Raw genomic sequence first — 22,785 nt, forward strand, 5'->3', positions numbered from 1 at the left:
AGTGTGTCGACATCCATGAACTGACTCTTTGTGTTCCACCCAGCGCCACACCCCCAGACGTGCAAGGTGTGACTGTTCAAAGACAAGGAGAACCACGCTCAGAACTTCGAGCAGTGGTCAACCCCACCAACACGGTGGACTCCTTAGAAAGGAGGTGATCCAGCCGCACCTTCCGGTACGGCTACCTTGTTACGACTTCGTCCCAATCGCCGGTCCCACCTTCGACGACTCCCTCCCACAAGGGGTTAGGCCATCGGCTTCGGGTGTTACCAACTTTCATGACGTGACGGGCGGTGTGTACAAGGCCCGGGAACGTATTCACCGCAGCGTTGCTGATCTGCGATTACTAGCGACTCCAACTTCACGGGGTCGAGTTGCAGACCCCGATCCGAACTGAGACTAGCTTTAAGGGATTCGCTCCACCTCGCGGTCTCGCAGCCCTCTGTACTAGCCATTGTAGCATGTGTGAAGCCCTGGACATAAGGGGCATGATGACTTGACGTCATCCCCACCTTCCTCCGAGTTGACCCCGGCAGTCTCCCATGAGTCCCCGGCATAACCCGCTGGCAACATGGAACGAGGGTTGCGCTCGTTGCGGGACTTAACCCAACATCTCACGACACGAGCTGACGACAGCCATGCACCACCTGCACACCAGCCACAAGGGAACGCCTATCTCTAGACGCGTCTAGTGCATGTCAAACCCAGGTAAGGTTCTTCGCGTTGCATCGAATTAATCCACATGCTCCGCCGCTTGTGCGGGCCCCCGTCAATTCCTTTGAGTTTTAGCCTTGCGGCCGTACTCCCCAGGCGGGGCACTTAATGCGTTAGCTGCGGCACAGAGACCGTGGAATGGCCCCCACACCTAGTGCCCACCGTTTACGGCGTGGACTACCAGGGTATCTAATCCTGTTCGCTCCCCACGCTTTCGCTCCTCAGCGTCAGTGTCGGCCCAGAGACCCGCCTTCGCCACCGGTGTTCCTCCTGATATCTGCGCATTTCACCGCTACACCAGGAATTCCAGTCTCCCCTGCCGAACTCAAGTGATGCCCGTATCGACCGCACGCTCAGGGTTAAGCCCCAAGTTTTCACGACCGACGTGACACACCGCCTACGAGCTCTTTACGCCCAATAATTCCGGACAACGCTCGCACCCTACGTATTACCGCGGCTGCTGGCACGTAGTTGGCCGGTGCTTCTTCTACCGGTACCGTCAGTTTCCCTTCGTCCCGGTCGAAAGAGGTTTACAACCCGAAGGCCGTCATCCCCCACGCGGCGTCGCTGCGTCAGGCTTTCGCCCATTGCGCAATATTCCCCACTGCTGCCTCCCGTAGGAGTCTGGGCCGTATCTCAGTCCCAGTGTGGCCGGTCGCCCTCTCAGGCCGGCTACCCGTCGTCGCCTTGGTAGGCCATCACCCCACCAACAAGCTGATAGGCCGCGGGCCCATCCTCAGCCGAAAAACTTTCCACCCGCTGTCATGCAGCAGCAGGTCATATCCGGTATTAGACCCAGTTTCCCGGGCTTATCCCAGAGCTGAGGGCAGGTCACCCACGTGTTACTCACCCGTTCGCCGCTCGTGTACCCCCGAAGGGGCCTTACCGCTCGACTTGCATGTGTTAAGCACGCCGCCAGCGTTCGTCCTGAGCCAGGATCAAACTCTCCAACAAAAACTGGCCCTACAATGTTGCCGAGGACGGGGCCTCGGCATAATGTTCAAACTGGCACAAAGCCAATTCATGAACAAGCTCGACACACTGTTGAGTTCTCAAGAGACACCCGCACACCATCGTCCGCCGTTAGGCGTCCTTCCGGGGCTGTTCCCCCACTGTACACCTCCCGATCCGAGTGGATCCGGGGGGTCCCTGTGAGGGGGGCGGCCAGCGGGCCCTGTTGACCGAGGCTCTCAGGCCTTCGTTCTGTCCGGTGTCTCGCTGACGAAGAGAAAGTTACGCGACGGCTTCCGGGACAGTCAAATCGCCCCCCTCGTAACGCGCTGACCAGCGGAAACGGGCCGTCAGGCGTCACTCACCGTGCCTGTCCGGGGCACCGCGCGCGACGAACGGTCAGTCGTCGCCGGGCCCTCCGGACGGCCTCTGCGGGCGGTCCGGATCGCGTTGACCTGCGGCGACGGCCTCTGAGGAGGTGCCGCCGCGGGTTGCACCGGCCTCCTGCCGTCCAGGCACAGTCTCTTTCGTGTGACCTGGCTCATGGGCATTTTCGTCGCTCTGCGCGACGAGCGGCGCCCCTCCCGTCGCCAGGCGGCGGAGCATCGCGTTGTACGCGTCGAGGTCCGCGTCGCCGTGTACGTCCGCCTGTCGATCAGCGCGTCTCGCCGACCGTTCGTCCTGGCGCGACCATTGGACGAGCAATGCGATCACGACGATGAGCAGCGGGATCTCGCCGGCGGCCCAGGCCAGGCCACCGCCGAGCCGCTGGTCGGCCAGCACGTCGGGCACCCAGGGCAGGGCGAGGCTGCGGTAGTAGTCCCCGCCGAGCGGGGTGTTGCCACTCATGACGGCCACGCCGAAGAACGCGTGGAACGGCACGGAGGCGAACACCAACCCCATCCGGGCCGCGGCCAGGAGCCGGCGCGGTGCCGGGTCGATGCCGACGATCGGCCAGAAGAACAACGCCCCCACCAGCACGAAGTGCAGGTTCATGACCTTGTGCGCCCAGTGCTCGGGCAGCGCGGCCGGGAAGAGCGCTGAGAAGTACAGCGCGTAGTAGCTGCCGACGAAGAGCGCGAGCGCGACCAGCGGGTGCGTGAGCAGGCGCGCGACGGGTGAGTGCACGGCAGCCAGCAGCCACTCCCGTGGTCCGGGTGGCCCCGTGCGCCCGGCCGGTGGCAACGCCCGTAGCGCGAGCGTGACCGGCGCCCCGAGCACCAGCAGGATCGGGACCAGCATCCCGAGGATCATGTGCTGGCCCATGTGGACGCTGAACATGGCCGGCCCGTACCGCCCGATGCCCGAACTGGTGGCGACCAGCAGCGCTGCGCATCCGGCGAGCCACGCGGCCGTGCGACCGGTGACCCACCGGTCGCCGCGGCGGTGCAGCCTCCGCACACCCAGCAGGTAGACGGCTGCGAGCACGAGCGCTGCCGTCCCGAGGACCAGGTCGAAGCGCCAGTCGAGGGCCAGCCTGGTGAACGTCGGTGGCCCCGCGAGGTCGTAACCGATCACGACCTCGACGCGCGAGGGCGGGCCGACACCGGTGTCCGGGGGCGCGGTGCGACCGAGCGCCACGGCGATACCGATCGTCGCGAGCATCAGCAGCACCTCGACCCCGCCGAAGCGCAACAGTGCGCCCGCGTCGCCACGCGCCGCCGGGATCACCGTCGATCGCCGGTGCAGGGCACCCAACAGGCCGAGCCCGAGGAGAGCAGCGGCCTTGGCCAGCACGAGCGTGCCGTACGTCGAACCGATGAGCGCGCCGAGCGGGAGCCGGACGAGGGCGTTGACCACCCCGGTGACGGCGACGACGAGCCAGCAGACCAACGCCAGCCGCGAGTACCGCGGCACCGCGGTGGCCAGCGCCTCGAGCCGGTCCGGGCCGCGCGCCGCTGCGAGCAGCAGCACGGCGACGAGCCCGCCCACCCACAGGGACGCGGCGAGCACGTGCAGCACGAGGCTGTCGGAGGCCATGTCGTGGGAGCCGCCGGTGGAGGAGTGCCCGGTGAACGTCACGGGTAGCGGTCCGAGCAGCGTGATGCCGAAGAGGACGGCGGTCCACCCCCAGGTCAGCACCGCGCGGCAGCCGACGAGGACGACCACCGCGACGAGCGTGGTGAGCGCCCAGGTGGTGGCCGGTTCGATTCGCGGCAGGAGGTCGAGCACCGTGGCCGGGTCGAGCAGCTGGTCGACCGGGCGTCCGAGCGCGTCGGCCATGCTCAGCGGCACCATGAGCAGGGCGGCGACGGTCCAGCCCGCCGCCGTCCAGGACGCCGCCCGCAACGCCCGGTACCCGGCGACGTCCAGGTAGCCCGACCGCTGCGGCGGCACGAGGAACGCCGCGAGCAGCACCGCCCCGATCGTCAGCACCATGCAGATCTCGGAGACCGTCCGCATCGCCGGTAGCCCGACCTGTGTGAGCGTCCCCGGGTCCGGCAGGCCGAGCGCCGCGGCGGGCCGGGCCCCGGACAGCGCGGTGACACCGGCCGCGACGAGCACGGCGATCATCCCGCCGACGCCGACGAGGCCCGCGACCTCGCCGGCCGGCCGGGTGGACGGCTGTGGTTCGGCGGGCTCGACGTGCGCCATGAGCCCAGGCTATGCCGTACCGGATACTCCGCCCCGTGAAGACACCCCCCGACGACGTCGCGGGACGGCTGCTGCGCGCCGCCACCGACCGGAACGGGGCCGGCGCCATCCCGTGGGCGGCGAGCCCGCTCGCGAACGCCACCCGGGTGGTGGACGTCTGCTGCGGATCCGGGCCGCTGGCGGGCGAGTTCGCCGGCCGGTGGGTCGGGGTCGACCCGGCGCCCCGGCCGGGCGGGCCGCCGGTGGTCGCCGGTCACGCCAACGCGCTGCCGCTGGGCGACAACGCGGTGGACGGCGCCGTCCTGCTGCTCGCACTGCCCCGCCTGCGCGACCTCGACGGTGTCTTCGCCGAGCTCCGGCGCGTGCTCCGGCCGTCCGGGACGCTGGTCGTCGTGGTGCCGTCGGCGAGCCCGCGCTCGCTCGCGGAGCTGCGGACGGCAGCGGTGCACCGCACCGGCTGGACCAACCGGTCCGCGCTCGACCAGGCCGGCTGGTTGCTCGCCGCCGCCGACTTCGCCGTACTCGGCGACGACCGGTGCGCGTTCACCCTCCCGCTGCCCGACGCGGCCGCGGCGCACGCGCTCGTGACCGACCTACCGCGGGCCGGGTGGTGGCCGCCGGACCTGCCGACGGACGTCCGCGAGCGCGTGGCAGCCCACCTCGCCGGGCGAGCCGGTCCGGGCCGGGTGCTCCCCGTGCCGCTGCGGCGGCTCGTGGCCCGCCGCTGACGGGAGCGAACGTCCGACTCGCACAGCGACGGGGGCCGGGTCTCAGGACAGTGTGGCGGCTGCGCCGACGACGACCGGGTTGTCGTCGTCCGGTTCGGCGCCTTCCACGAGGTCGGCCACGATGCAGGTGATGTTGTCCGGGCCGCCGCCCGCGTTGGCGCGGGCGATCAGCTCCGCGACGGCCGCTTCTGGCTCGGCGACTCCGGCGAGGACCTCCTGCAGCTGCGCGTCCTCCAGGACGGCGGTGACGCCGTCGGAGCAGATGAGGTAGCGGTCGCCGGGCACACCGTCGACGTGGAACAGGTCCGGCTCGGGGGTGCTGCTGTCCTGCAGCGTCTTGACCAGCCACGACCGGCGCGGGTGCGTCGCCGCCTCCTCCTCGGAGATGCGGCCTTCGTCGACGAGGGACTGGACGAGCGTGTGGTCGCGCGTGAGCCGGTGCAGCTCGCCCTCGCGCAGCAGGTAGGCGCGGGAGTCGCCGAGGTGCAGGACCCCGATCCGGGTGCCGTCGACCAGGAACGCGACGACGGTGGTGCCCGTGCCGCGCAGGTCCGGGTCCTGCTTGGCGAGCGCGGTGAGCCGGGCCGCGGCCTCGTCGACGGCGTCGCGCAGTGCGGCGAGCAGGTCGACCCCGGCGAGGTCGACGCCGCGCAGCTGGGCGTCCAGGTCGCGCATGGCCGAGATCGCGACCGTGCTCGCGACCTCCCCGTGGGCGTGCCCGCCCATCCCGTCCGCCACGGCCAGTATCCGCGGGCTCGTGACGGCCGAGTCCTGGTTGTTCTCCCTGCGACGGCCCACGTCGGAGCCGACCGCGGAGCGCAGCGTCGGTCGCATGGGGTCACCCTCTCATGCTGTGAACCGGCTTCACAACTGCGGGGGGCGTGAACTACCTTCAGCGACATGGCCGCCGACCCGACCGTCAGCACGGGCGACATCGCCCGGCTCGGCCGTGTCGGCCGGGCGGCCGTCAGCAACTGGCGCCGCCGGCACGACGACTTCCCGGCCCCCGTGTCCGGCACCGCGTCCAACCCGCGGTTCGCGCTGTCGGAGGTCGAGGAGTGGCTTCGGCGCAACGGCAAGCGCTACCGGCTCTCGGCCATCGACCGGGCGTGGCAGCGGCTCCTCTCCGACGGCGCCGACTTCCTCCTGCCGGAGCGCCTCGCCGCGGCCGGTGCGCACCTGCTCGGCCGCCACCACCCCGAACTGGCCCACCTGCTGCCCGGCGACCCTCCCCCGCTCGACGATCCGGAGCTGGCCGCCCTCCTCGACGACGTGGCCGCCCGCCGGGGTCCCGCTGCCGCCTACGAGGATCTCTGCGCCCGGTTCCGCCGGCCGGCAGGCGAGCCACCGGACGCGCTCGCGACGGCCATGGCGCGCATCGCGCTGCCCGACGGCGGGAGCGTCCTCGACCCGGCCTGCGCCACCGGCGCGCTGCTGCTCGTCACCGGCACCGGCGCGGCGCGCGGGCAGGAGGCCGACCCCGCAACCGCCCGCATCGCCGCCACGCGGCTGCTGCTCGCCGGGGCGCGCGGTGCGACAGTCGCGGTGGCCGACGCCCTGCGCCACGACGCGTTCGCGGGCGAGGAGTTCGACGCGGTCGTGTCCGCCCCGCCCGTCGTCGATCGCACGTGGCCGCACGACGCGCTGGCGGGCGACGTCCGGTTCGCCCACGGCCTTCCGCCGCGCACCGAGCCCGAGCTGGCCTGGATGCAGCACGGCCTGGCGCACGTCCGGCCGGGAGGCCGCGTCGTGCTGCGGCTCCCCGGCGCGGTCGCGGCGCGCCGGCCGGGACGGCGCATCCGCGCCAACCTCCTGCGCGCCGGCGCGATCCGGGCGGTGCTGACGATCGAGGACGAGGCCCGCCCATCGGACGTCTGGGTGCTGCGCCGACCGGTGGCCGGCGAGCAGGTCCCGTCCCGCGTCCTGCTCGGCCGCGGGCCTGCCGAGGAAGCGGCCGAGATGTGGGAGGCGTTCGCGGGCGGGGACGCCGTCGGAGAGGGAGCGCGGGCCGTTCCGGTCGTCGAGCTGCTCGACGACGACGTCGACCTCAGCCCCGAGCACCACCTGCAGCGGCGCGCCTCTGCGGAGGCCGGGCGCCAGGTGGCCGAGCTGCTCGCGACCGCGCCCGCGGACCTGCCCGCGCTCCGGCTGGTCGACGACGTGCGCAACCGGCCGTCGGCCACCGTCGCCGAGCTGGCCCGCCGGGGCGTGCTGACCGTCCGGCACGCACCGCGCGACGCAGCGACACCGGAGGCCGGCGACGGGGGTGCCGCCGTGCTCACCGTCTCCGACCTCGCCACCGGCACCGTCCCGACCGGTCGTGCCGCGGGGGCGGCGCCCGGCCGGATCCGTGTGCGGCCGGGGGACGTGGTCGCCGCGCCGATGGGGCGGGCCCGCGTCGCCGACCGGCCTGCGGTGCTCGGTCCGGCGCTCACCGTCTACCGGACCGACCCCGACCAGCTCGATCCCGAGTTCCTGGCCGGCGTCCTGCGCTCGACGCCCGCGCCCGGCGGCGCGTCGAGCCGGTACGGCCACCGCGTGCGCGTCCCGCTGCTCCCGATCGCGGAGCAGCGGGCGCTGGGGGCGGCGTTCCGCGCCCTGCTCGACGCCGCCGACACCGCGCGAACCGCTGCCGAGCGCGCCGACACCCTCCTGCGACTGGGCGGCGAAGGGCTGGCCGAGGGCTGGCTGCGTCCCGGTTAGGGACCGAACTCGCCTGGGTCGGTCATGACCTCGACGAGCGTCGGGTGGTCGGCCCTCCGGCTCGCCTCCAGGCTCTCCCGCAGGTCGGTGAGCGTGTCCACGCGCCTGCCGGGCACGCCGAAGGCGCTGCTGACCTCTGCGATGTGCGGGCCTGCGATGTCGACTCCCGGGTAGTGCTGCCGCTCGACCGCCTCGCCTCCGAAGCGGCGCAGCGCCGCGCCGACCGCGGCGTAGGACCGGTTGTTCATGACGACGTAGGTGACGGGCAGGCCGGTGCGCGCGGCCGACCACAGCGCAGGCATCCCGAACTGGAACACGCCGTCGCCGAGTACCGCAGCGACCCGCCGGTCGGGCAGGCCCATCGCGATGCCGAGCGCCGCGCCCATGCCCCAGCCGAGCGACCCCGACGACGAGACGAAGTAGTCGTCGCCGCTGTGCTGGTGGGCCCGCTGCTGCAGGATGCCCCCTGCCGTCGTGGCGTCACCGACGAGCGCGACGCCACGCAGCGACTCGGTGATCACGTCGACGACGTCGGCGGCACGCAGCGGAGCACCGGCGACCGACAGCCGGCGCGGAGGCGGTGGCGCCGCGGGGGGAACCGCACGCAGCGGCGCGGCCGGCAGGGCGGCGGACAGGGCCTCGATCACCAGCCCCTGGTCGCCGACCAGCGCGGCGTCGACGCCGTACGTCATCCCGACGTACTTCGGGTCGGGGTGGCTGTGGACGATCGGCACGCCAACCGGGAGGGGCGCGACGCGGGCCGGCTCGAACTCGTGGAACAGGCGGGCCCCGAGGAACACGAGCAGGTCGGCCTTCCGCACGAGCGGGTGTCCCGCCTCGTACTGCCCGCGGAAGTGGGGGTGGTCGGTGGGGAACCCCGGCCGCTCGAACCCGCGCCGGTCCTCGTGCAGTACGGGCGCTCCGAGCTGCTCGCTCAGTCGCACGAGCCGGTCGAGCGCGCCCACCCGCGCGACGTCGCTGCCGGCCACGAGCACCGGCCGTTCGGCGGCGGAGATCAGGTCGGCCGCGGCCCGGACGGCGCCCGCGGACGGCGCGGTGCGCGAGTCGAAGCGGAAGGGGGCGACGTCCGGGACCGGCACCTCGGCCGTGCTCTCCAGCAGGTCCTGGGCGAGCCCGACCCACACCGGGCCGGCGGGCTCGGTCGTCGCGGTCCGGAAAGCGCGGTTGACGTCCTCGGGGATGGCCTCGGTGGTGAGCGACTGCCAGTCCGACTTCACGTACTGGTGCACGAGGTCACGCATCCGCGGAGCGGTGGTGAAACCCTGCCTGGCCTGGATCGAGGACGCCTTGATCCCGTTCAGCACGACGACCGGCGAGTACGCGAGCTGCGCCGCGTACAGGTTGCTCAGCCCGTTCGTCAGGCCGACGTTCGCGTGCAGGTAGGCCACGCTCGGCCGGCGGGTCGCGCGGGCCAGCCCGTCCGCCATCGACACGGCGACGCCTTCGTGGGTGGTGAGCACCAGCTCGACGTCCTTGCGAATCACGAGCGCGTCGAGGACGGCCGCCTCGGTGCTGCCGGGGCAGGTGAAGAGGCGGTCGGCGCCCCAGTCGCGGATCACGTCGAGCAGTGCCTCGACGGCTGGTCGGGACATAGGGCAGCTCCTGGGGCCGTGTTGATAAAGCGGCGGAGCCGCTTTCTAGTGGGCCGTCCACCGGCACCGCCGCGGGTTCTCAGGCGCTTCCTCGCGAGGACAGCGCCGACGTGGTGAATTGGCATTCATGAGGAGGCGATCCCGGAGCGAGGGAGCGCCTGAGGTTCCGCTACCCGCACCGCTGAGCAAAGTAGATCCTCGAAGTTCTCAGGCTCTGGTGACGAGCTCCATCAGGTGTCCGCGGAGTCGGCCGAACGTGTCGCTGGAGCGGGTGCCGACCTGGGTGCGCGGGTGTTCGAGCGGCACCTCGAGGATCTCGGTGACGCGGCTGGGGGCGCGGCCGAGTACGACGACCCGGTCGGACAGGTAGACCGCCTCGTCGATGTCGTGGGTGACGAGCACGACCGTGATCCCCAGCTCGCGGCGGACCTGCAGGATCAGGTCCTCCAGGTCGAACCGCGTCTGGGCGTCGACCGATGCGAACGGCTCGTCCATGAGCAGGAGGTCCGGCCGGTGCGCGAGTGCGCGCGCGATCGCCACCCGCTGCTGCATGCCGCCGGAGAGCTGCCACGGGTAGCTGCGCCCCACGTCGCCCAGCCCCACGGCGTCGAGCACCTCGCGGATCCGGGCCTCGCGCTGCTGCTTGGCGACGCCTGCGACCTTGAGCGGCACGGCGACGTTGCGGTGCACCGAGAGCCACGGGAACAAGGAGCGGCTGTAGTCCTGGAAGACCACGCTCAACCGTTCCGGGACCGTGGTCAGAGGCGTTCCCTCGAACCGGACCTCGCCGGAGGTCGGGGTGAGCAGCCCGCTGAGGCAGCGCAGGAGGGTGGTCTTGCCGCAGCCGCTCGGCCCCACCACGCACACGAACTCGCCCTTGGCGACGTCGAAGGTCACGTCGGCGATGGCGGACCGTTCGGTGCGCTGCCCGGCGTTGTAGGTCTTGGCGAGCGCGCGGACCGACAGCACCGGTTCGGCGGCCGGACCCGACGGCTGGCTGTGGATCACCTCGGACTGCGACACGGGCTCACCCCTTCCGCTCGACGGCGCGGGCGCTAGCGCCCCGGACCGGAAGTCCGGTGCATGAATCGGCGGATCCAGGTTTCCGCTGGGTGTGCCGGCGTGCCGGCCTCGTACTGGGCGTACTCGGCCGGTTCGCCGGTGCGCTCAGCGGGAAGCTGGGCCGTCGAGTCATGTGCCGGACTTTCCGGTCCGGGGCGCTAGGTACCACGCGAGGACGACGCGCTCGACGGCGATGAACAGGAGAGTCAGGGCGCTGCCGACGAGGGCGAGGACGATGATCCCGGTCCACATCTCGGTCATGGCGAAGCGCTGCTGGGCCTCGAGGATGAAGAACCCGATGCCCGAGCGGGAGGCGACGAGCTCGCTGACCACCATCATGATCACCGCGATCTGCAGGCTGTGCCGGAGGCCCGCCATGATCTGCGGCATCGCCCCCGGCAGCACGACGGTGCGAACCGTCCGCGCCGACGACATGTGCATGACCTTGGCCGTGTCGAGCATGACCGGGTCGATGCCCCGCATCCCGTCGAGGGTGTTCAGCAGCGTCGGCCAGATCGCGGCCAGGACGATGACGGCGATCTTCATCGGCGACCCGATGCCCATCACCGCCACGATCGCCGGCAGCAGCGCCGCCGTCGGGATCACGTAGACGAAGTACAGCACCGGGGAGACGGCGTGCCCGACGCGGTGGAACTTCCACAGCAGGGCGCCGATCCCGATCCCCAGCAGCCCGGCGGCCGGGTAGCCGATCGCGAAGTGCCCGAGGCTCGACCACAGCTCGCGGCGGGCGTCGCCGACGACCCAGAGGTCGTAGAGCTGGGTCAGGATCTTCTGCAGCGGCGGGAAGAACGTCGACCTGCTGTCCGCGGACAGCACCCACCACATCACCAGGATGGTGGCGAAGAACCACAGCCGCCAGATCCTGGCCACCCTCACGCCCCCCTCGCCACGAGGTTGCGCCGGCTCTCGTGCCAGTGCAGCAGGCGCTGCTCCAGGTAGGCGAAGGCGCTCGTGACGGCGACCCCGGCCGCGCCGGTGACGAGGATGTAGGCGTAGGTGGCGGGCAGCCGGTCCGGTCCTGCGTTGACCGACGTCAGGATGGACAGACCGAGGCCCTCGGCGCCGCCGATGAGCTCCGCGATGATCGTCAGGATCAGGCCGACGGCGGCGGCGACGCGCACCCCGGTCGCGACGAACGGGGCCGCGCTGGGCAGCGTCACCGTCCAGAACTTGCGGAGGCCGCGCAGCCGCAGCACCACCGCCGTGTCGCGCACCACGGGGTCGACGGCGCGGACGCCGTAGATGGTCTGGATGGTCAGCGGCCAGAACACCCCGAAGGCGACGAGGAAGACCTTCATCTCCAGGGTGGCGCCCCACACGACGATGGCCAGCGGCAGGATCGCGATGACCGGGACCGTCTTGAGGAACTCGACCACCGGGATGACGCTGAGGTAGGCGAACCGGTTGAGGCCCAGCAAGGTGCCCACCGTGATCGCCAGCGAGCCACCGATGAGCAGGCCGAGCGACCAGCCGCGCATCGTCTCCCCCACCGCGCTCCAGAGGTCCGCGTCCTGCAGCTGACGGACCAGTTCGGTCACCGTGGCGGTCATGCTCGGGAACGTGCTCGCGTCGAGCGCGCCGGAGGCGCTGACGTACTCCCAGCCGCCGAGCACCGCGAGGACGACGACGACCCTGGCCGTGACCTTGAACCAGCGGGTGTCGCCGACCGTCACGAGGAACCCCCGCCGGGCTGCCAGACCAGGTCGGCGGGGTTCACGGTGCTGGGTATCGAGCCCTGCTGGGCCATCAGGTCCTGGATGGCTGCGATCGAGTCGAGGTTGATCTCGGGCACGTAGTTGGTCGGGATGACCTGCGCCTTCGCCTGTTCTGGCGTGAGGTCGAGGTGCTCGACGAGAGTGGCGAGGGCCTCGTCCTCGTGGTCCTTCGCGTAGAGGATCGCCTCCTCCATGGCGTCGTGGAAGCCCTGGGCCACCGCTGCGTTCTCGGCCAGGTACTGGGCCGTGGCCGCGTAGCAGTAGACGGTGCCGTTCGGGAACAGGTCCGAGCTCGGGTGGGCCAGCGCGACGGCGCCGTCCGCGAGGGCCGTCTCGAGGTACGGCGAGGTGATCACCGCGGCGTCCACCCGCCCGTCGGCGAGCGCCTGCGGCATCTGCGGGAACGGCATCGCGATGTACTCGGTGCCTCGCGAGCCGGCGTCCTCGATCATCTTCTTCGCGCCGATCAGGTTGATGCTGGCCAGCTGCACGACGGCGACGGACTTGCCGGAGAGGTCGTCGAGGGAGTCGATGCCGCTGCCTGCGGCCGCGACGAGGGCGCTGGCGTCGCGGTCCGCGCTGATCTGGCCGTCGATCGGCGCGACGCACTTGATCGCGGTGCCCTCGCGGTTGGCGTTGATGAGCACGGGCGTGGTGACGAACCCGAAGTCGGCCTGCCCGGCGACCAGCGAGGCGACGACGGGGACGGGCGATGCCGCGTTCTGCAGCTCCAGGGTGATCCCGCGCTCGTCGAACATGCCCTTCTCCATCCCGAGGAAGAGCACGGCGTTCGGGGTGAAGGGGACGATGTTGACGGTGATCTCGGTCCGTCCCGGTTCCGAGCCGCCACCGCCGCCGCCACACGCAGCGGTGACGACCATGACGGCCGCCAGCGCAACCGCCGTCACACCCTTGCGCATTCGGGCCTCCAGGAAGCGTCGTTGCAGGACCCCGGGCAGCCAGGACACTAGGGCGGCCTCCCGCTGATGTCCACGTATGCGGACTTGTTCGGGAGGCAATTCCGCTGGGTCGAATCCTTACTGTGGCGAGCGCAGCCGCTCCCGCACGAGCTCGGCGCCCCGCTGCACGAACGGCGCGAAGGCGCGGATCCCGTCCGGGCTGCCGATCCGGCTGCTCGGCGCGGCCACCCCCAGCCCGGCGAGCGGCTGGCCGACGGTGTCGCGCAGCGCGACGGCGACCGCGCACACGCCGTCGCTGCTCTCCTCCCAGTTCAGCGCGTAGCCGCGGGTGCGGATCTCGGCCAGCTCGGCGCGCAGCACCGCGGTCTCGGTGACGGCGGCGGAGGTGGTGGCGGGCGGTAGCTCCGGGCCCGGGTAGCGGCGGTCGAGCTCGGCGTCGGGCAGCCCGGCGAGGATCGCCTTGCCCACGGCGGATGCGTGCGCGGGGCGCACCACGCCGGTGCGGTTGCCCACCCGGACCGAGCGGGGGCTCTCCGCGCAGTCGACGAACCGGATCATGGCTCCTTCGAGGACGGCGAGGCTCGCCGTCTCCTGCGTCTCCTCCCGGAGCTGCTCGAGCACCGGGCGGGCCACCCGGACGATGTCGATGCGGCTCACCGCCCCCAGCCCGATCTCGTACAGCGCGGGCCCCGGCCGGTACGCGCCGTTCGGCCGGTCCTGCATCACGAAGCCGCGGCGCCTCAGCGCGGTGAGCAGCCGGTGCGCGGTGGACCGGGCGACTCCGAGCAGGTCGGCGGCCTCCGCCACCCGCAGCGCCTGGCGCTCACCGACCAGCTGCAGCAACCACAGGGCGTTGTCCACCGAGGTGGTGGTCGCACCCTCGGGTCGGGAGTCGTTCGACATGGCGGAACTCTAGCTCATCTCCTTCGCAGAGAACGGAATCCCTGGCTAGGGTCGTTGCATGTCCCCGGTGAGCGCGGCGCGGCCCGTGGCCGTCGTCGGCGGCGGGCCGGTCGGCATGACCGCCGCCGCGACGCTCGCGCACGCCGGTCTGCCCGTCGTGCTCGTCGAGCAGAGCGACGAGCCGCGGCCGGACTGGCGGGCCAGCACGTTCCACGCGGCCACGCTCGAGGCACTCGAGACGATCGACATCACCGCGCAGATGCACGCGGAGGGCCTCGTGGTCCCGACCTACCAGTTCCGGGACCGCCGCGACGGGCTGATCGCCGAGTTCGACTTCCGCCTGCTCGCCGACGCCACCCGGTTCCCCTACCGGTTGCAGCTCAACCAGCAGCACCTCGTGCGGATGCTCCACGAGCGGCTGCAGGGCGACCCGAACGTGCAGCTGCGCCTGGGCACCCGGCTGACGGGCCTGCGGATCGCGCCGTCCGGTCCGGTGCTCGCCCTCCAAGGCCCGGACGGGCCGACCGAGCTGGCCGCCTCGTACGTCATCGGGGCCGACGGACCGCGCAGCACCGTGCGCGCAGCCCTCGGGATCGCCTTCGACGGCTACACCTACCCGGAGCGGTTCGCGATCACCAGCACCTCGGTGGACCTGCAGGGGCTCCTCCCCGATCTCGGGCACGTCAACTACGTCGCCGACCCCGAGCAGTGGCTGTTCATCCTGCGCACCCCGGAGTCGTGGCGCGTGGTGTGGCCGGTCCCGGAGGGCGTGAGCGACGAGGACGCCACCAACCCGGAGCGGCTGCAGCGCCTGCTGCAGGGGATCGCGCCGTACGCGCCCGGCTACCCGGTCATCGACCACCAAGTCTATGGCGTGCACCAGCGTGTCGCCGCCACGTTCCGGGTCGGCCCGGTGCTGCTCGCGGGCGACGCCGCGCACATCAACTCGCCGATCGGCGGCGTAGGGCTCAACTCGGGGATCCACGACGCGATGGACGCGGCCCGCCGGCTCGCCCGGATCGTCCGCCACGGCGCCGACCCGGAGCCCGAGCTCGACGCCTACGACCGGATCCGCCGCACCGTTGCCGTCGAGTACGTGCAGGCCGACACCCAGCGCAACACGGACCGGCTGCGGGAGCGCGACGAGGCGGTCCGCCGCCGGCACCAGGACGACATGCGCGCGATCGCGGCCGACCCGGACAAGGCGCGCGACTACATCCGGCGGGTCTCCCTGCTGGAGAGCGTGGAGCGGTTCGGCATCGGCCGCCCGCCCGCCGAACTGGAGCTGGAGGACGTGGGATGACAGCGACGACCGACACCGAGCTGGAGGCCCTCTACCGCGACCTGGCCGCGGTCGACCTCCGTCCGCTGTGGACGATCACCGACCGGCTGCTGCCGCCGACGCCGCAGCCGCAGGCGATCCCGTGGCTGTGGTCCGCGGCCACGATGAAGCCACTGGCCCGGCGCGCCATCGAGCTGGTGCCGGTCGAGCGCGGCGGCGAGCGCAGGGTGCTCAGCCTGCAGAACCCGGGCCTCGGCGGGCTGCCCTACGCGGCCGGGACGCTCTGGGGCGCGCTGCAGTGCCTCGGCCCGCGCGAGGCCGCGCCCGCGCACCGGCACACCCCCGGCGCCATCCGGTTCGTCCTGGAGGGCGACGGCGTCTGGACGACCGTCGACGGCGACGCCTGCGACATGCACCCCGGCGACCTGGTGCTGACGCCGTCCTGGAACTGGCACGACCACGTCAACGGCGGCGACGGCGAGATGTACTGGTTCGACGGCCTCGACCTGCCGATGGTGGCGGCGCTCGACGCCGTCTTCTTCGAGGAGTACCCCGGCCCCGGCGAGCAGCAGCCCGAGCCCGCCGAGCACAACCGGTCCGAGCACACCCACCACGACGGCACCCGCTACCGCGCAGGTGCCGTCGACGGGCCGCTCGACCCGGCCCCGTCGCCGCTGCTGATCTACCGCTGGGCTGACACCGACGCACAGCTCGAACAGCAGGCCGCCGCGTCCGACGAGCCGCTCCTCACCGTCGAGTACGTCAACCCGAACACCGGCGCCAGCGTGCTGCCGACGCTGGGGTGCGGAGCGCACCGCATCCGCGCCGGCCGGCGCAGCACCCCGGTCCGCCGGGTGGGCAATGCGGTCTACGTGGCGTTCCGGGGCAGGGGGTCCACCGTGATCGACGGCAGGCGGTTCGACTGGGGCCCGGGTGACATGTTCGTCGCGCCGTCCTGGTCGGCGGTTGAGCACGCCGCCGACGAGCAGGCCGACCTGTTCGTGCTCACCGACGCCCCCGTCCAGCGGGCGCTCGGCCTCTACCGGGAGCAGGTGCTGCCCGAGCCGCAGGCCGTCACCGAGGTGTTCACCCCGCGGGAGCTCCGGTGAGGCTCGCCCTGTTCGACGCCGCCCGGCTCGGCGTGGTCGCACCGGACGGCGGCGCGCTCGTCGACGTCACCGACGCGCTCCCGTGGCCGCACGACCCCGACCCGCTGACGGCGAGCTGGTGGCGGTCGCTCTGCCGCGACTTCCCCTCGGTCGCCCCGGCGCTGGAGCAGGCCGCGGCGGCCGGACCGGCGCGACCCATCGGGGAGGTCACGCTGCGGGCGCCCGCGCTCGGGCCGTCGAAGGTGCTCGCCGCGGCCTGCAACTACGGCGAGCACGTCACCGAGATGCACGGCGTCCAGGAGCGCACGCTCGGCCGGGTCGAGTCGTGGATGATGGACTTCGACGTCTTCCTCAAGGCGCCGTCGTCGATCGTCGGACCGGGCGCGGGCATCGTGCTGCCGCCCGACGTGGTCGCCGCGGGCCACGAGGTGCACCACGAGTCCGAGCTGGTCGTGGTGATCGGCCGGGGCGGCAAGGACATACCCGCGGAGTCGGCCATGGACGCCGTACTCGGCTTCACCGCGGGGCTCGACATCACCGTGCGCAGCGCCGCCGATCGCTCCCGGCGCAAGAGCTACGACACCTTCAGCCCGCTCGGCCCGTGGATCGTCACGCGCGACGAGGTCGGCGACGGCTCCGGCCTCGACATCCTGCTCACGAGCGGCGGGGAGATCCGCCAGTCGGTGAACACCCGCGACATGCTCGTCCCCGTGCCGGAGATCGTGGCCTACGCGTCGTCGGTCATGACGCTGCTGCCCGGCGACCTGCTGTTCACCGGCGCACCGGCCGGGGTCGGCCCGATCGCGTCCGGGGAGGAGCTGGAGATGTCCATCGGCCGGATCGGGTCGATGGGCGTCCACGTGGTGTGATCCCGCCGCCCGCGCCGCCCGACCGGGGCCGGGCCGGCGCTACGCCTGCGTGTGGGGCAGGACGGCCTAGCCGCCGCTGACACCGTCACGACCGGGCGGTGCCGGGCAGGCGCGCGCGGGCCGCCAGTGGCGCACCAGGTGTTCGTGCACGAGCCCGTTGGAAAGGATGCAGCCGTCCACCGGACGGTCGTAACGCTGGTCGGCGCCGGAGCGGTCGGTCACCGTTCCGCCCGCCTCACGCACGAGCACGCACACGGCGGCCACGTCGTGCGCGGTGGTGTGGCCGAAGAGGTCGGCGTCCCAGCTGCCCTCGGCCACCTTGCACCCCGAGAAGACCGTCGGCCACGGGTAGCGCTGGGCCGTGCTGCTGACGGCAGGTGCGGTGTGCACGCGCAGCAGCGCGTCGGCGTCCAGGCCGTTCGGCGACACGGGCTGCGCGCCGCCCCCGCTGACGATCACGGGCACCGTGGTCCCGTCGCGGCGCGACACCCGCAGCCGAGCGCCGTCCAGGTACGCCCCGGCGCCTGCCTCCGCCCAGTAGGTCTCGCCGGTGGACGGGTTGGCGGCGACGCCGATGACCGGGCGGCCGTCCACGACGAGGGCGACGGACACCATGAAGACCGGGATGCCGAGCACGAACTGCTGGGTGCCGTCGATCGGGTCGATCACCCAGGTGCGGGGTCCGCCGGTGAGGCGGCTGGCCTCCTCGCCCAGCACGCCGTCGCCCGGGAAGCGCGCCACGACCTGCTCGATGAACTGCCGGTTGACCTCGTGGTCGGCGGTGGTGACGAGGGTGTGGTCGGCCTTCGTCGCGACGTCGAACCCGTCGGCGCGGATCCGCCGGACCACGGCGACGGCCTCGGCCGCGAACGCGCGGGCGAACCGCAGCTCCGGGGCGTAGGGCGTCATGAACGGGCCTCGGTGCTGGCGGCGAGGGCAATCGGGTCCTCGAGGAGCCGGTCGAAGAGCGACTCGGCGGCGCCGACGAGGCCGCCGTCCTCGCCGAACGCGGTCGGGACGATCGGCGGCAGGGCGCCGCGGTGGACGCGCAGGGCGGCGTGCCCGGCTGCGTCGTGGACGACGTCGGGAGCGGCCGCGTGCACCGCGGCGGCGTGCCCGGCCAGCACGACGAGATCCGGGTCGTGGGCGTTGACCAGCGCCCCGATGCCCCGGCCGAGACCGCGGGCCACGTCGTGCACGGCGCGCCGCGCCTGCGGGTCGGTTGCGGCGCCGGCCAGGAGAGCAGTGGCCGTCGCGGCCGCCGCATGCGGGGGCGTCTCCCGTCCGGCGGCCCTGGCGAGCGCCAGCTGGTCCACCTCGGTCTCCCAGCAGCCCCGCGCCCCGCACCGGCACGGGAGGCCGTGCTCGCCGAGCGGCAGGTGCCCGTACTCCCCGGCGAAGCCCCTCCGCCCGCGCAGGGGGCTGCCGTCGAGCACGAGCGCCCCGCCGAGGCCGACGGCGGCGTGCAGGTAGAGCACGCAGCCGAGACCTCGCCCGCGGCCCCGGCGGGCATCGGCGAGCGCCGACAGGTGGGCGACGTTGTCGACGAGCACCGGCAGGCCGGCCGGCACGCCGAGGTGCGGCAGGACGTCGACGTCGTCCCATCCGAGGTTCGGGGCCGAGGCCACGACGCCGGTCGGCTGCTCCACGATCCCGTACATCGAGATCGCGACGCCGGCGCACCGGCGTCCCGCGGCGCGGAGGCGCTCATGCAGTGCGGCGCGCGCCAGGCCCAGGACCCGGTCGGGCTCATGGGATGCCAGCGGGGCCGCCCGGATCTCGCCCAGACGACCGCCGAGCCCCACCGCCGCGTCGCGCACCGCGTCGACGGCGATCTCGAGGACGACCACGACCGGCCCGCCGGGAGCGGGCGTGAGCGCAGTGGTGGGGCGCCCGCGCCGCCCGGACGGCGCCGCCGCGCCCTCCGCGACCAGCCCGAGCTCCGCGAGGTCGGCGACGAGCGCGGCTGCGGTGGCACGCGTGCAGCTCAGCTCGCGGGCCAGCCGGGCCCGGGTGTGCTGCCCGCCTGCCGCGTGGACGGCGCGCAACGCGCGGACCAGGCCGGCGCGGCGCAGCTCCGCGGCGGTTGACGGGATCATGGAGCTGATTATGCTCACGCCGTGAACGAAAAGCGAGTGGCCGTGCTCACCAGGGAGTTCCCACCGCACGTGTACGGCGGTGGCGGCGTCCACGTGGAGTTCCTGGTCGGCGCACTGCGCGAGCTCGGCGTAGGCGTGGACGTGCACTGCCTCGGCGCGGCGCGGCCGGGCGCCACCGCGCACCCCGAGGACGACCCCCGGCTGCGCGCGGCCAACCCGGTGCTGCGGATCCTGTCGGCGGACCTGTCCGTCGCCGCCGCACTCGCAGGCGCGGACCTCGCCCACTCCCACACCTGGTACACCGCGATGGCGGGACACTGGGCGGCGCAGCTGCACGGCGTCCCGCACGTCGTCACCGCACACTCCCTGGAGCCGCGCCGCCCGTGGAAGGCCGAGCAGCTCGGCAGCGGCTACCGGGTGTCGAGCTGGGCGGAGCGCACCGCGTACGAGGCGGCGGACGCCGTGATCGCGGTCAGCGCGGCCATGCGCGTCGACGTGCTGGACTGCTACCCGCAGCTCGATCCCGACCGCGTGCACGTGGTGCACAACGGCGTCGACGCCGACCTCTACCGCCCCGATCCCGCCGTCGACCTGCTCGAACCGCTCGGCGTCGACCTCGACCGGCCCTACGTCGCGTTCGTGGGCCGGGTCGCCCGGCAGAAGGGGCTGACGCACCTGCTGCGCGCCGCGCGCCTCCTGGACCCCGCCGTGCAGCTCGTGCTGCTGGCCGGGCCGCCCGACACGGCGGCGCTCGCGGCCGAGACCAGGGCCGCGGTCGCCGAGCTGGCCGCGGAGCGGGGCGGCGTCGTCCTCGTCGAGGGCATGCGCCCGCGTGCGCAGGTGCGCCAGGTGCTCACCCACGCCGCCGTGTTCTGCTGCCCTTCGGTGTACGAGCCGCTCGGCATCGTCAACCTGGAGGCGATGGCGTGCGGGACCGCCGTCGTCGCCGCGGCCGTCGGCGGCATCCCCGAGGTGGTGGCCGACGGGGTCACCGGCGTCCTCGTGCCCCACGACGCCCGGGACACCGAGGCGTTCGAACGCGATCTGGCCGCGGCGATCGACCGGCTGGTCGCCGACCCCGGGCTGGCCGGCGCCATGGGACGCGCGGGACGGCGCCGCGTCCTCGCGGAGTTCGCATGGGACCGCGCGGCCGAACGGACGGCCACGATCTACTCCGCGCTCACCGCGGCCTGAACACGCCCTAGGAGCCGCTCGACGAGCCCGCGGCGACGCTCGACGCCACCACCGCGGCCATGACGCTCGTCTGAACCGCCTGTACCGCCTTGCGCACGGCCTGCCCGGCCCACTCGCCGTCGGCGACCTCGGCCGCGCGGGCGCGCAGTTGCCGCCGCGGCCCGTCGACGACCTTGTGCTCGGCCTTCACCGCGTGGACCAGGGAGATCAGCATGGCCAGGTGCTGGTCGGGCTGCGCCCCGTCCAGCAGCACGGCGGCCACGCGTGCCCGCAGCTCCTTCGCCGCGTCGCCGGGCGTCCAGGTCGTGACCGGGAGGAGACCGAGGAGCCGGGAGCTACCGCGACGCACGTGTCCCTGCTCGGCGAGGCGCTCGAGCACCGGCTTGCGCGTGCCGCGGGCGAGCCGCTCGACGGCGCGCTGCGCCCGCAACGGTTTGTCGAGCCGGGCGAGTGCGGCGTCGAGCAGCGGGTCACCGGTGGACGCCGCGACTGCGACGGAGAGGCGCGCCCTGGCCCCGTTGCCGTCGGCCGTGATCCGCTCGCGCGTGGCCAGGTCCAGCAGCAACGCCCCGCCGATCGCACGGTCGAGAGAGGTGCTGTCGACGACCGCCCGGCCGCTGCCGGGGTCGAGCAGCAGGAGGACGAGGTCCTCGGTGAGCGTCATGAGCCGGTGTAGAGGATCGCGTCGACCTCGATGTCGAACCCGTCGAGGGCGACCGGGATCGTGGTGCGCACCGGCGCGTTCTCCGCGCCGAAGAACTCGGCGAAGAGGCTGTTCATCGCCGCGAAGTCGCCGAAGTCGCGGAGGTAGACCCCCACGCGCACGGCGTCCGTCAGCGACGCGCCCGCAGCCTCCGCGGTCTTCTGCAGGTTGGTGAACACCTGGCGGGCCTGCTCCTCGAACGTGCCGCGGACCGGCGTGCCGTCGGGCTTCGTCGGGACGGCACCCGCGAGGTAGACGTGGTCGCCCGCGACGACGGCCTGGGAGTACGGCCCGCCGGGCGGGGCGGCCTCGGGGGTGCTGACGGCGCGCTTGGCCATGGATCCTCCGATGTCAGAAGTAGGTGCGCACCGCGCCGACCACGGCGTCGGCGTCGTCGAGAACCGGCACGAGCGGCCACTTCTCGAGGACGGTGCACGGATGGGACAGGCCGAAGGCGACGACGTCACCCACGGCGAGCTCACCCTCGTGCCCGACGAAGGCGTGCTGGTCGTTCAGCTTCACGACGCTCGAACCGCGCAGCGGGCCGCGCGGGCCGCGGAGCGGGATCGGCAGGTCGACGTCGTAGGAGGCGTCGCGCTTGCCGAACCCGCAGATCGCCAGGCCGGGCTCGGGGGTGGAGAGCACGTAGGCCCACAGCTCCATCGCAGGCCGGAGCGCGAACGGGGAGGAGCGGGCGAGGAGGCCGTGGTCGTGGGTGAGGTAGCCGCCGGAGCGGACCACCTTGCGCACCGGGCGCGACAGCGGCGGGAGATCCTGCCACGCGGCGACCACGCGGTCGGGGTAGGCCGATCCGCCCGCTGTGAGCACGAGCTCGGCGCGCGTCCCGGCCAGCCCGTCGACGTCGGCGAGCAGGGCGGCGAGGTCGGCGGCGAACCGGTCGACCTGCGCGACGGACCCCTCCGCGCGGTCCTGCGGGTAGACGCCCTCGAAGCACTCGACCCCGGCCAGGTCCAGGCCCGGTGCCGAGACGACGCGGTGCGCGACGGCGAGCGCCTCGTCGCGGGTGCGGGCGCCGGCCCGCCCGCCCGGCACGCCGAGCTCGACGAGCACGGGCAGCGACCGCGGTGCGCCGGCGAGTGCCGCGGACATCCGGTCCACGCCCGCGACGCTGTCCGCGAGGACGTACACGTCGAACCCCGGGTCCGAGGCGGCGAGCCAGCGCAGCCCCACCGGATCGACCACCTCGTTGGCGAGCACCACGCGGGGCACGCCCCACGCGTGCATGAGCCGGGTCTGCGCCACCGTGGCCGCGGTGATTGCCCACGCCCCGGCCGCGAGCTGCTCGCCGATGAGCTGGGGGCTCATCGTCGTCTTGCCGTGGGGCGCGTGGTCGACACCGGCGTCCGCGCACCAGCGCGCGAACAGCGCGGTGTTGTGGTCGAGCGCCGACCGTCGCAGCGTCAGCGTCGGGAGCAGGAGGTCGGTGACGCGCCAGCCGAGGTCCCCGATCTCACCGACCGTACCGACGCGATCGGGGAGGTTGCGGAAGTGCGGACCGAGCGGCTCGGCCGCGCTGTGGGCGAGCACGGGGAGGGTCGCGGTCTTGGCCATCTCCAGCAGTCTGTGAGAACGATCTACGACAA

The 22,785-nt window shown here is 72.8% G+C and carries 19 protein-coding genes and 1 rRNA gene; 6 read left to right on the forward strand and 14 right to left on the reverse strand.

Going from position 1 to position 22,785, the window contains the following annotated elements:
- Positions 1 to 147 precede the first annotated feature (147 nt).
- A 16S ribosomal RNA gene (locus FB388_RS25570) occupies positions 148 to 1,668 on the reverse strand.
- Positions 1,669 to 2,064: 396 nt separating this feature from the next.
- Positions 2,065 to 4,260 (reverse strand): bifunctional copper resistance protein CopD/cytochrome c oxidase assembly protein, encoded by a 2,196-nt coding sequence (locus tag FB388_RS25575; protein ID WP_142104702.1) that lies wholly within the window; start codon positions 4,258 to 4,260, stop codon positions 2,065 to 2,067.
- Between the two features lie 35 nt (positions 4,261 to 4,295).
- Between FB388_RS25575 and FB388_RS25580 the strand changes: the two genes are divergently transcribed.
- Positions 4,296 to 4,988, forward strand: a complete 693-nt coding sequence (locus FB388_RS25580) for a class I SAM-dependent methyltransferase (protein WP_170225827.1) — start codon at positions 4,296 to 4,298, stop codon at positions 4,986 to 4,988.
- A gap of 42 nt (positions 4,989 to 5,030) precedes the next feature.
- Here FB388_RS25580 and FB388_RS25585 read toward each other — a convergent pair whose 3' ends face one another.
- Complete coding sequence (locus FB388_RS25585) at positions 5,031 to 5,822, reverse strand: PP2C family protein-serine/threonine phosphatase (protein ID WP_142104704.1); 792 nt, start codon at positions 5,820 to 5,822, stop codon at positions 5,031 to 5,033.
- Positions 5,823 to 5,888: 66 nt separating this feature from the next.
- Here FB388_RS25585 and FB388_RS25590 point away from each other — a divergent pair, with 66 nt between their 5' ends.
- The gene (locus FB388_RS25590; protein ID WP_142104705.1) at positions 5,889 to 7,691 is read left to right on the forward strand and encodes an N-6 DNA methylase; all 1,803 of its coding nucleotides are present in this window, start codon (positions 5,889 to 5,891) and stop codon (positions 7,689 to 7,691) included.
- On the opposite strand, the gene FB388_RS25595 is transcribed toward FB388_RS25590, so the two are convergent.
- The 6 genes from FB388_RS25595 to FB388_RS25620 all read right to left on the reverse strand — a co-directional run bounded on the left by FB388_RS25595 (position 7,688) and on the right by FB388_RS25620 (position 13,925).
- Positions 7,688 to 9,304: a thiamine pyrophosphate-binding protein gene (locus tag FB388_RS25595; RefSeq protein ID WP_142104706.1), complete on the reverse strand. Its 1,617-nt coding sequence runs from the start codon at positions 9,302 to 9,304 to the stop codon at positions 7,688 to 7,690. The genes FB388_RS25590 and FB388_RS25595 overlap by 4 nt on opposite strands.
- A gap of 207 nt (positions 9,305 to 9,511) precedes the next feature.
- Positions 9,512 to 10,327: an ABC transporter ATP-binding protein gene (locus tag FB388_RS25600; RefSeq protein ID WP_425468571.1), complete on the reverse strand. Its 816-nt coding sequence runs from the start codon at positions 10,325 to 10,327 to the stop codon at positions 9,512 to 9,514.
- 168 nt (positions 10,328 to 10,495) lie between these two features.
- The gene (locus FB388_RS25605) at positions 10,496 to 11,263 is read right to left on the reverse strand and encodes an ABC transporter permease (protein ID WP_170225828.1); all 768 of its coding nucleotides are present in this window, start codon (positions 11,261 to 11,263) and stop codon (positions 10,496 to 10,498) included.
- Positions 11,260 to 12,060 carry an ABC transporter permease gene (locus tag FB388_RS25610; protein ID WP_142104708.1) on the reverse strand — a complete coding sequence of 267 codons (801 nt, stop codon included), beginning with the start codon at positions 12,058 to 12,060 and terminating at the stop codon, positions 11,260 to 11,262. The genes FB388_RS25605 and FB388_RS25610 overlap by 4 nt, the downstream gene beginning before the upstream one ends.
- A complete protein-coding gene (locus FB388_RS25615) occupies positions 12,057 to 13,022 on the reverse strand; it encodes an ABC transporter substrate-binding protein (protein ID WP_142104709.1) in 966 nt (321 codons plus the stop codon). The genes FB388_RS25610 and FB388_RS25615 overlap by 4 nt, the downstream gene beginning before the upstream one ends.
- A gap of 117 nt (positions 13,023 to 13,139) precedes the next feature.
- A complete protein-coding gene (locus FB388_RS25620; RefSeq protein ID WP_142104710.1) occupies positions 13,140 to 13,925 on the reverse strand; it encodes an IclR family transcriptional regulator in 786 nt (261 codons plus the stop codon).
- A gap of 58 nt (positions 13,926 to 13,983) precedes the next feature.
- Here FB388_RS25620 and FB388_RS25625 point away from each other — a divergent pair, with 58 nt between their 5' ends.
- From FB388_RS25625 to FB388_RS25635, 3 genes are read left to right on the forward strand one after another with little or no spacing between them, the layout of a single operon-like run.
- On the forward strand, positions 13,984 to 15,228 hold the full coding sequence (locus tag FB388_RS25625; RefSeq protein WP_142104711.1) for an FAD-dependent oxidoreductase: 1,245 nt from the start codon (positions 13,984 to 13,986) through the stop codon (positions 15,226 to 15,228).
- The gene (locus FB388_RS25630) at positions 15,225 to 16,316 is read left to right on the forward strand and encodes a cupin domain-containing protein (RefSeq protein ID WP_142104712.1); all 1,092 of its coding nucleotides are present in this window, start codon (positions 15,225 to 15,227) and stop codon (positions 16,314 to 16,316) included. The genes FB388_RS25625 and FB388_RS25630 overlap by 4 nt, the downstream gene beginning before the upstream one ends.
- On the forward strand, positions 16,313 to 17,185 hold the full coding sequence (locus FB388_RS25635) for a fumarylacetoacetate hydrolase family protein (RefSeq protein WP_142104713.1): 873 nt from the start codon (positions 16,313 to 16,315) through the stop codon (positions 17,183 to 17,185). The genes FB388_RS25630 and FB388_RS25635 overlap by 4 nt, the downstream gene beginning before the upstream one ends.
- A 66-nt stretch (positions 17,186 to 17,251) precedes the next feature.
- Here FB388_RS25635 and FB388_RS39605 read toward each other — a convergent pair whose 3' ends face one another.
- Both FB388_RS39605 and FB388_RS39610 read right to left on the reverse strand, forming a co-directional pair.
- Positions 17,252 to 18,094, reverse strand: a complete 843-nt coding sequence (locus tag FB388_RS39605) for an inositol monophosphatase family protein (protein WP_170225829.1) — start codon at positions 18,092 to 18,094, stop codon at positions 17,252 to 17,254.
- Positions 18,091 to 19,284, reverse strand: a complete 1,194-nt coding sequence (locus FB388_RS39610) for an ROK family protein (RefSeq protein WP_170225830.1) — start codon at positions 19,282 to 19,284, stop codon at positions 18,091 to 18,093. Before FB388_RS39610 ends, FB388_RS39605 begins: the two co-directional genes overlap by 4 nt.
- A 21-nt stretch (positions 19,285 to 19,305) precedes the next feature.
- On the opposite strand from FB388_RS39610, the gene glgA reads away from it, so the two are divergent.
- A complete protein-coding gene (glgA, locus tag FB388_RS25645; RefSeq protein ID WP_211362215.1) occupies positions 19,306 to 20,478 on the forward strand; it encodes a glycogen synthase in 1,173 nt (390 codons plus the stop codon).
- A gap of 7 nt (positions 20,479 to 20,485) precedes the next feature.
- Here glgA and FB388_RS25650 read toward each other — a convergent pair whose 3' ends face one another.
- From FB388_RS25650 to FB388_RS25660, 3 genes are read right to left on the reverse strand one after another with little or no spacing between them, the layout of a single operon-like run.
- Positions 20,486 to 21,142, reverse strand: coding sequence for a GOLPH3/VPS74 family protein (locus FB388_RS25650; protein WP_142104714.1), 657 nt, complete (start codon positions 21,140 to 21,142; stop codon positions 20,486 to 20,488).
- A complete protein-coding gene (locus FB388_RS25655; RefSeq protein ID WP_142104715.1) occupies positions 21,139 to 21,519 on the reverse strand; it encodes a RidA family protein in 381 nt (126 codons plus the stop codon). The genes FB388_RS25650 and FB388_RS25655 overlap by 4 nt, the downstream gene beginning before the upstream one ends.
- A 13-nt stretch (positions 21,520 to 21,532) precedes the next feature.
- Positions 21,533 to 22,753, reverse strand: coding sequence for an alanine racemase (locus tag FB388_RS25660; RefSeq protein ID WP_142104716.1), 1,221 nt, complete (start codon positions 22,751 to 22,753; stop codon positions 21,533 to 21,535).
- Positions 22,754 to 22,785: the final 32 nt, after the last annotated feature.

It is taken from the genome of Pseudonocardia cypriaca, from assembly GCF_006717045.1.
In the GTDB taxonomy this organism is placed as follows: Bacteria; Actinomycetota; Actinomycetes; order Mycobacteriales; family Pseudonocardiaceae; genus Pseudonocardia; species Pseudonocardia cypriaca.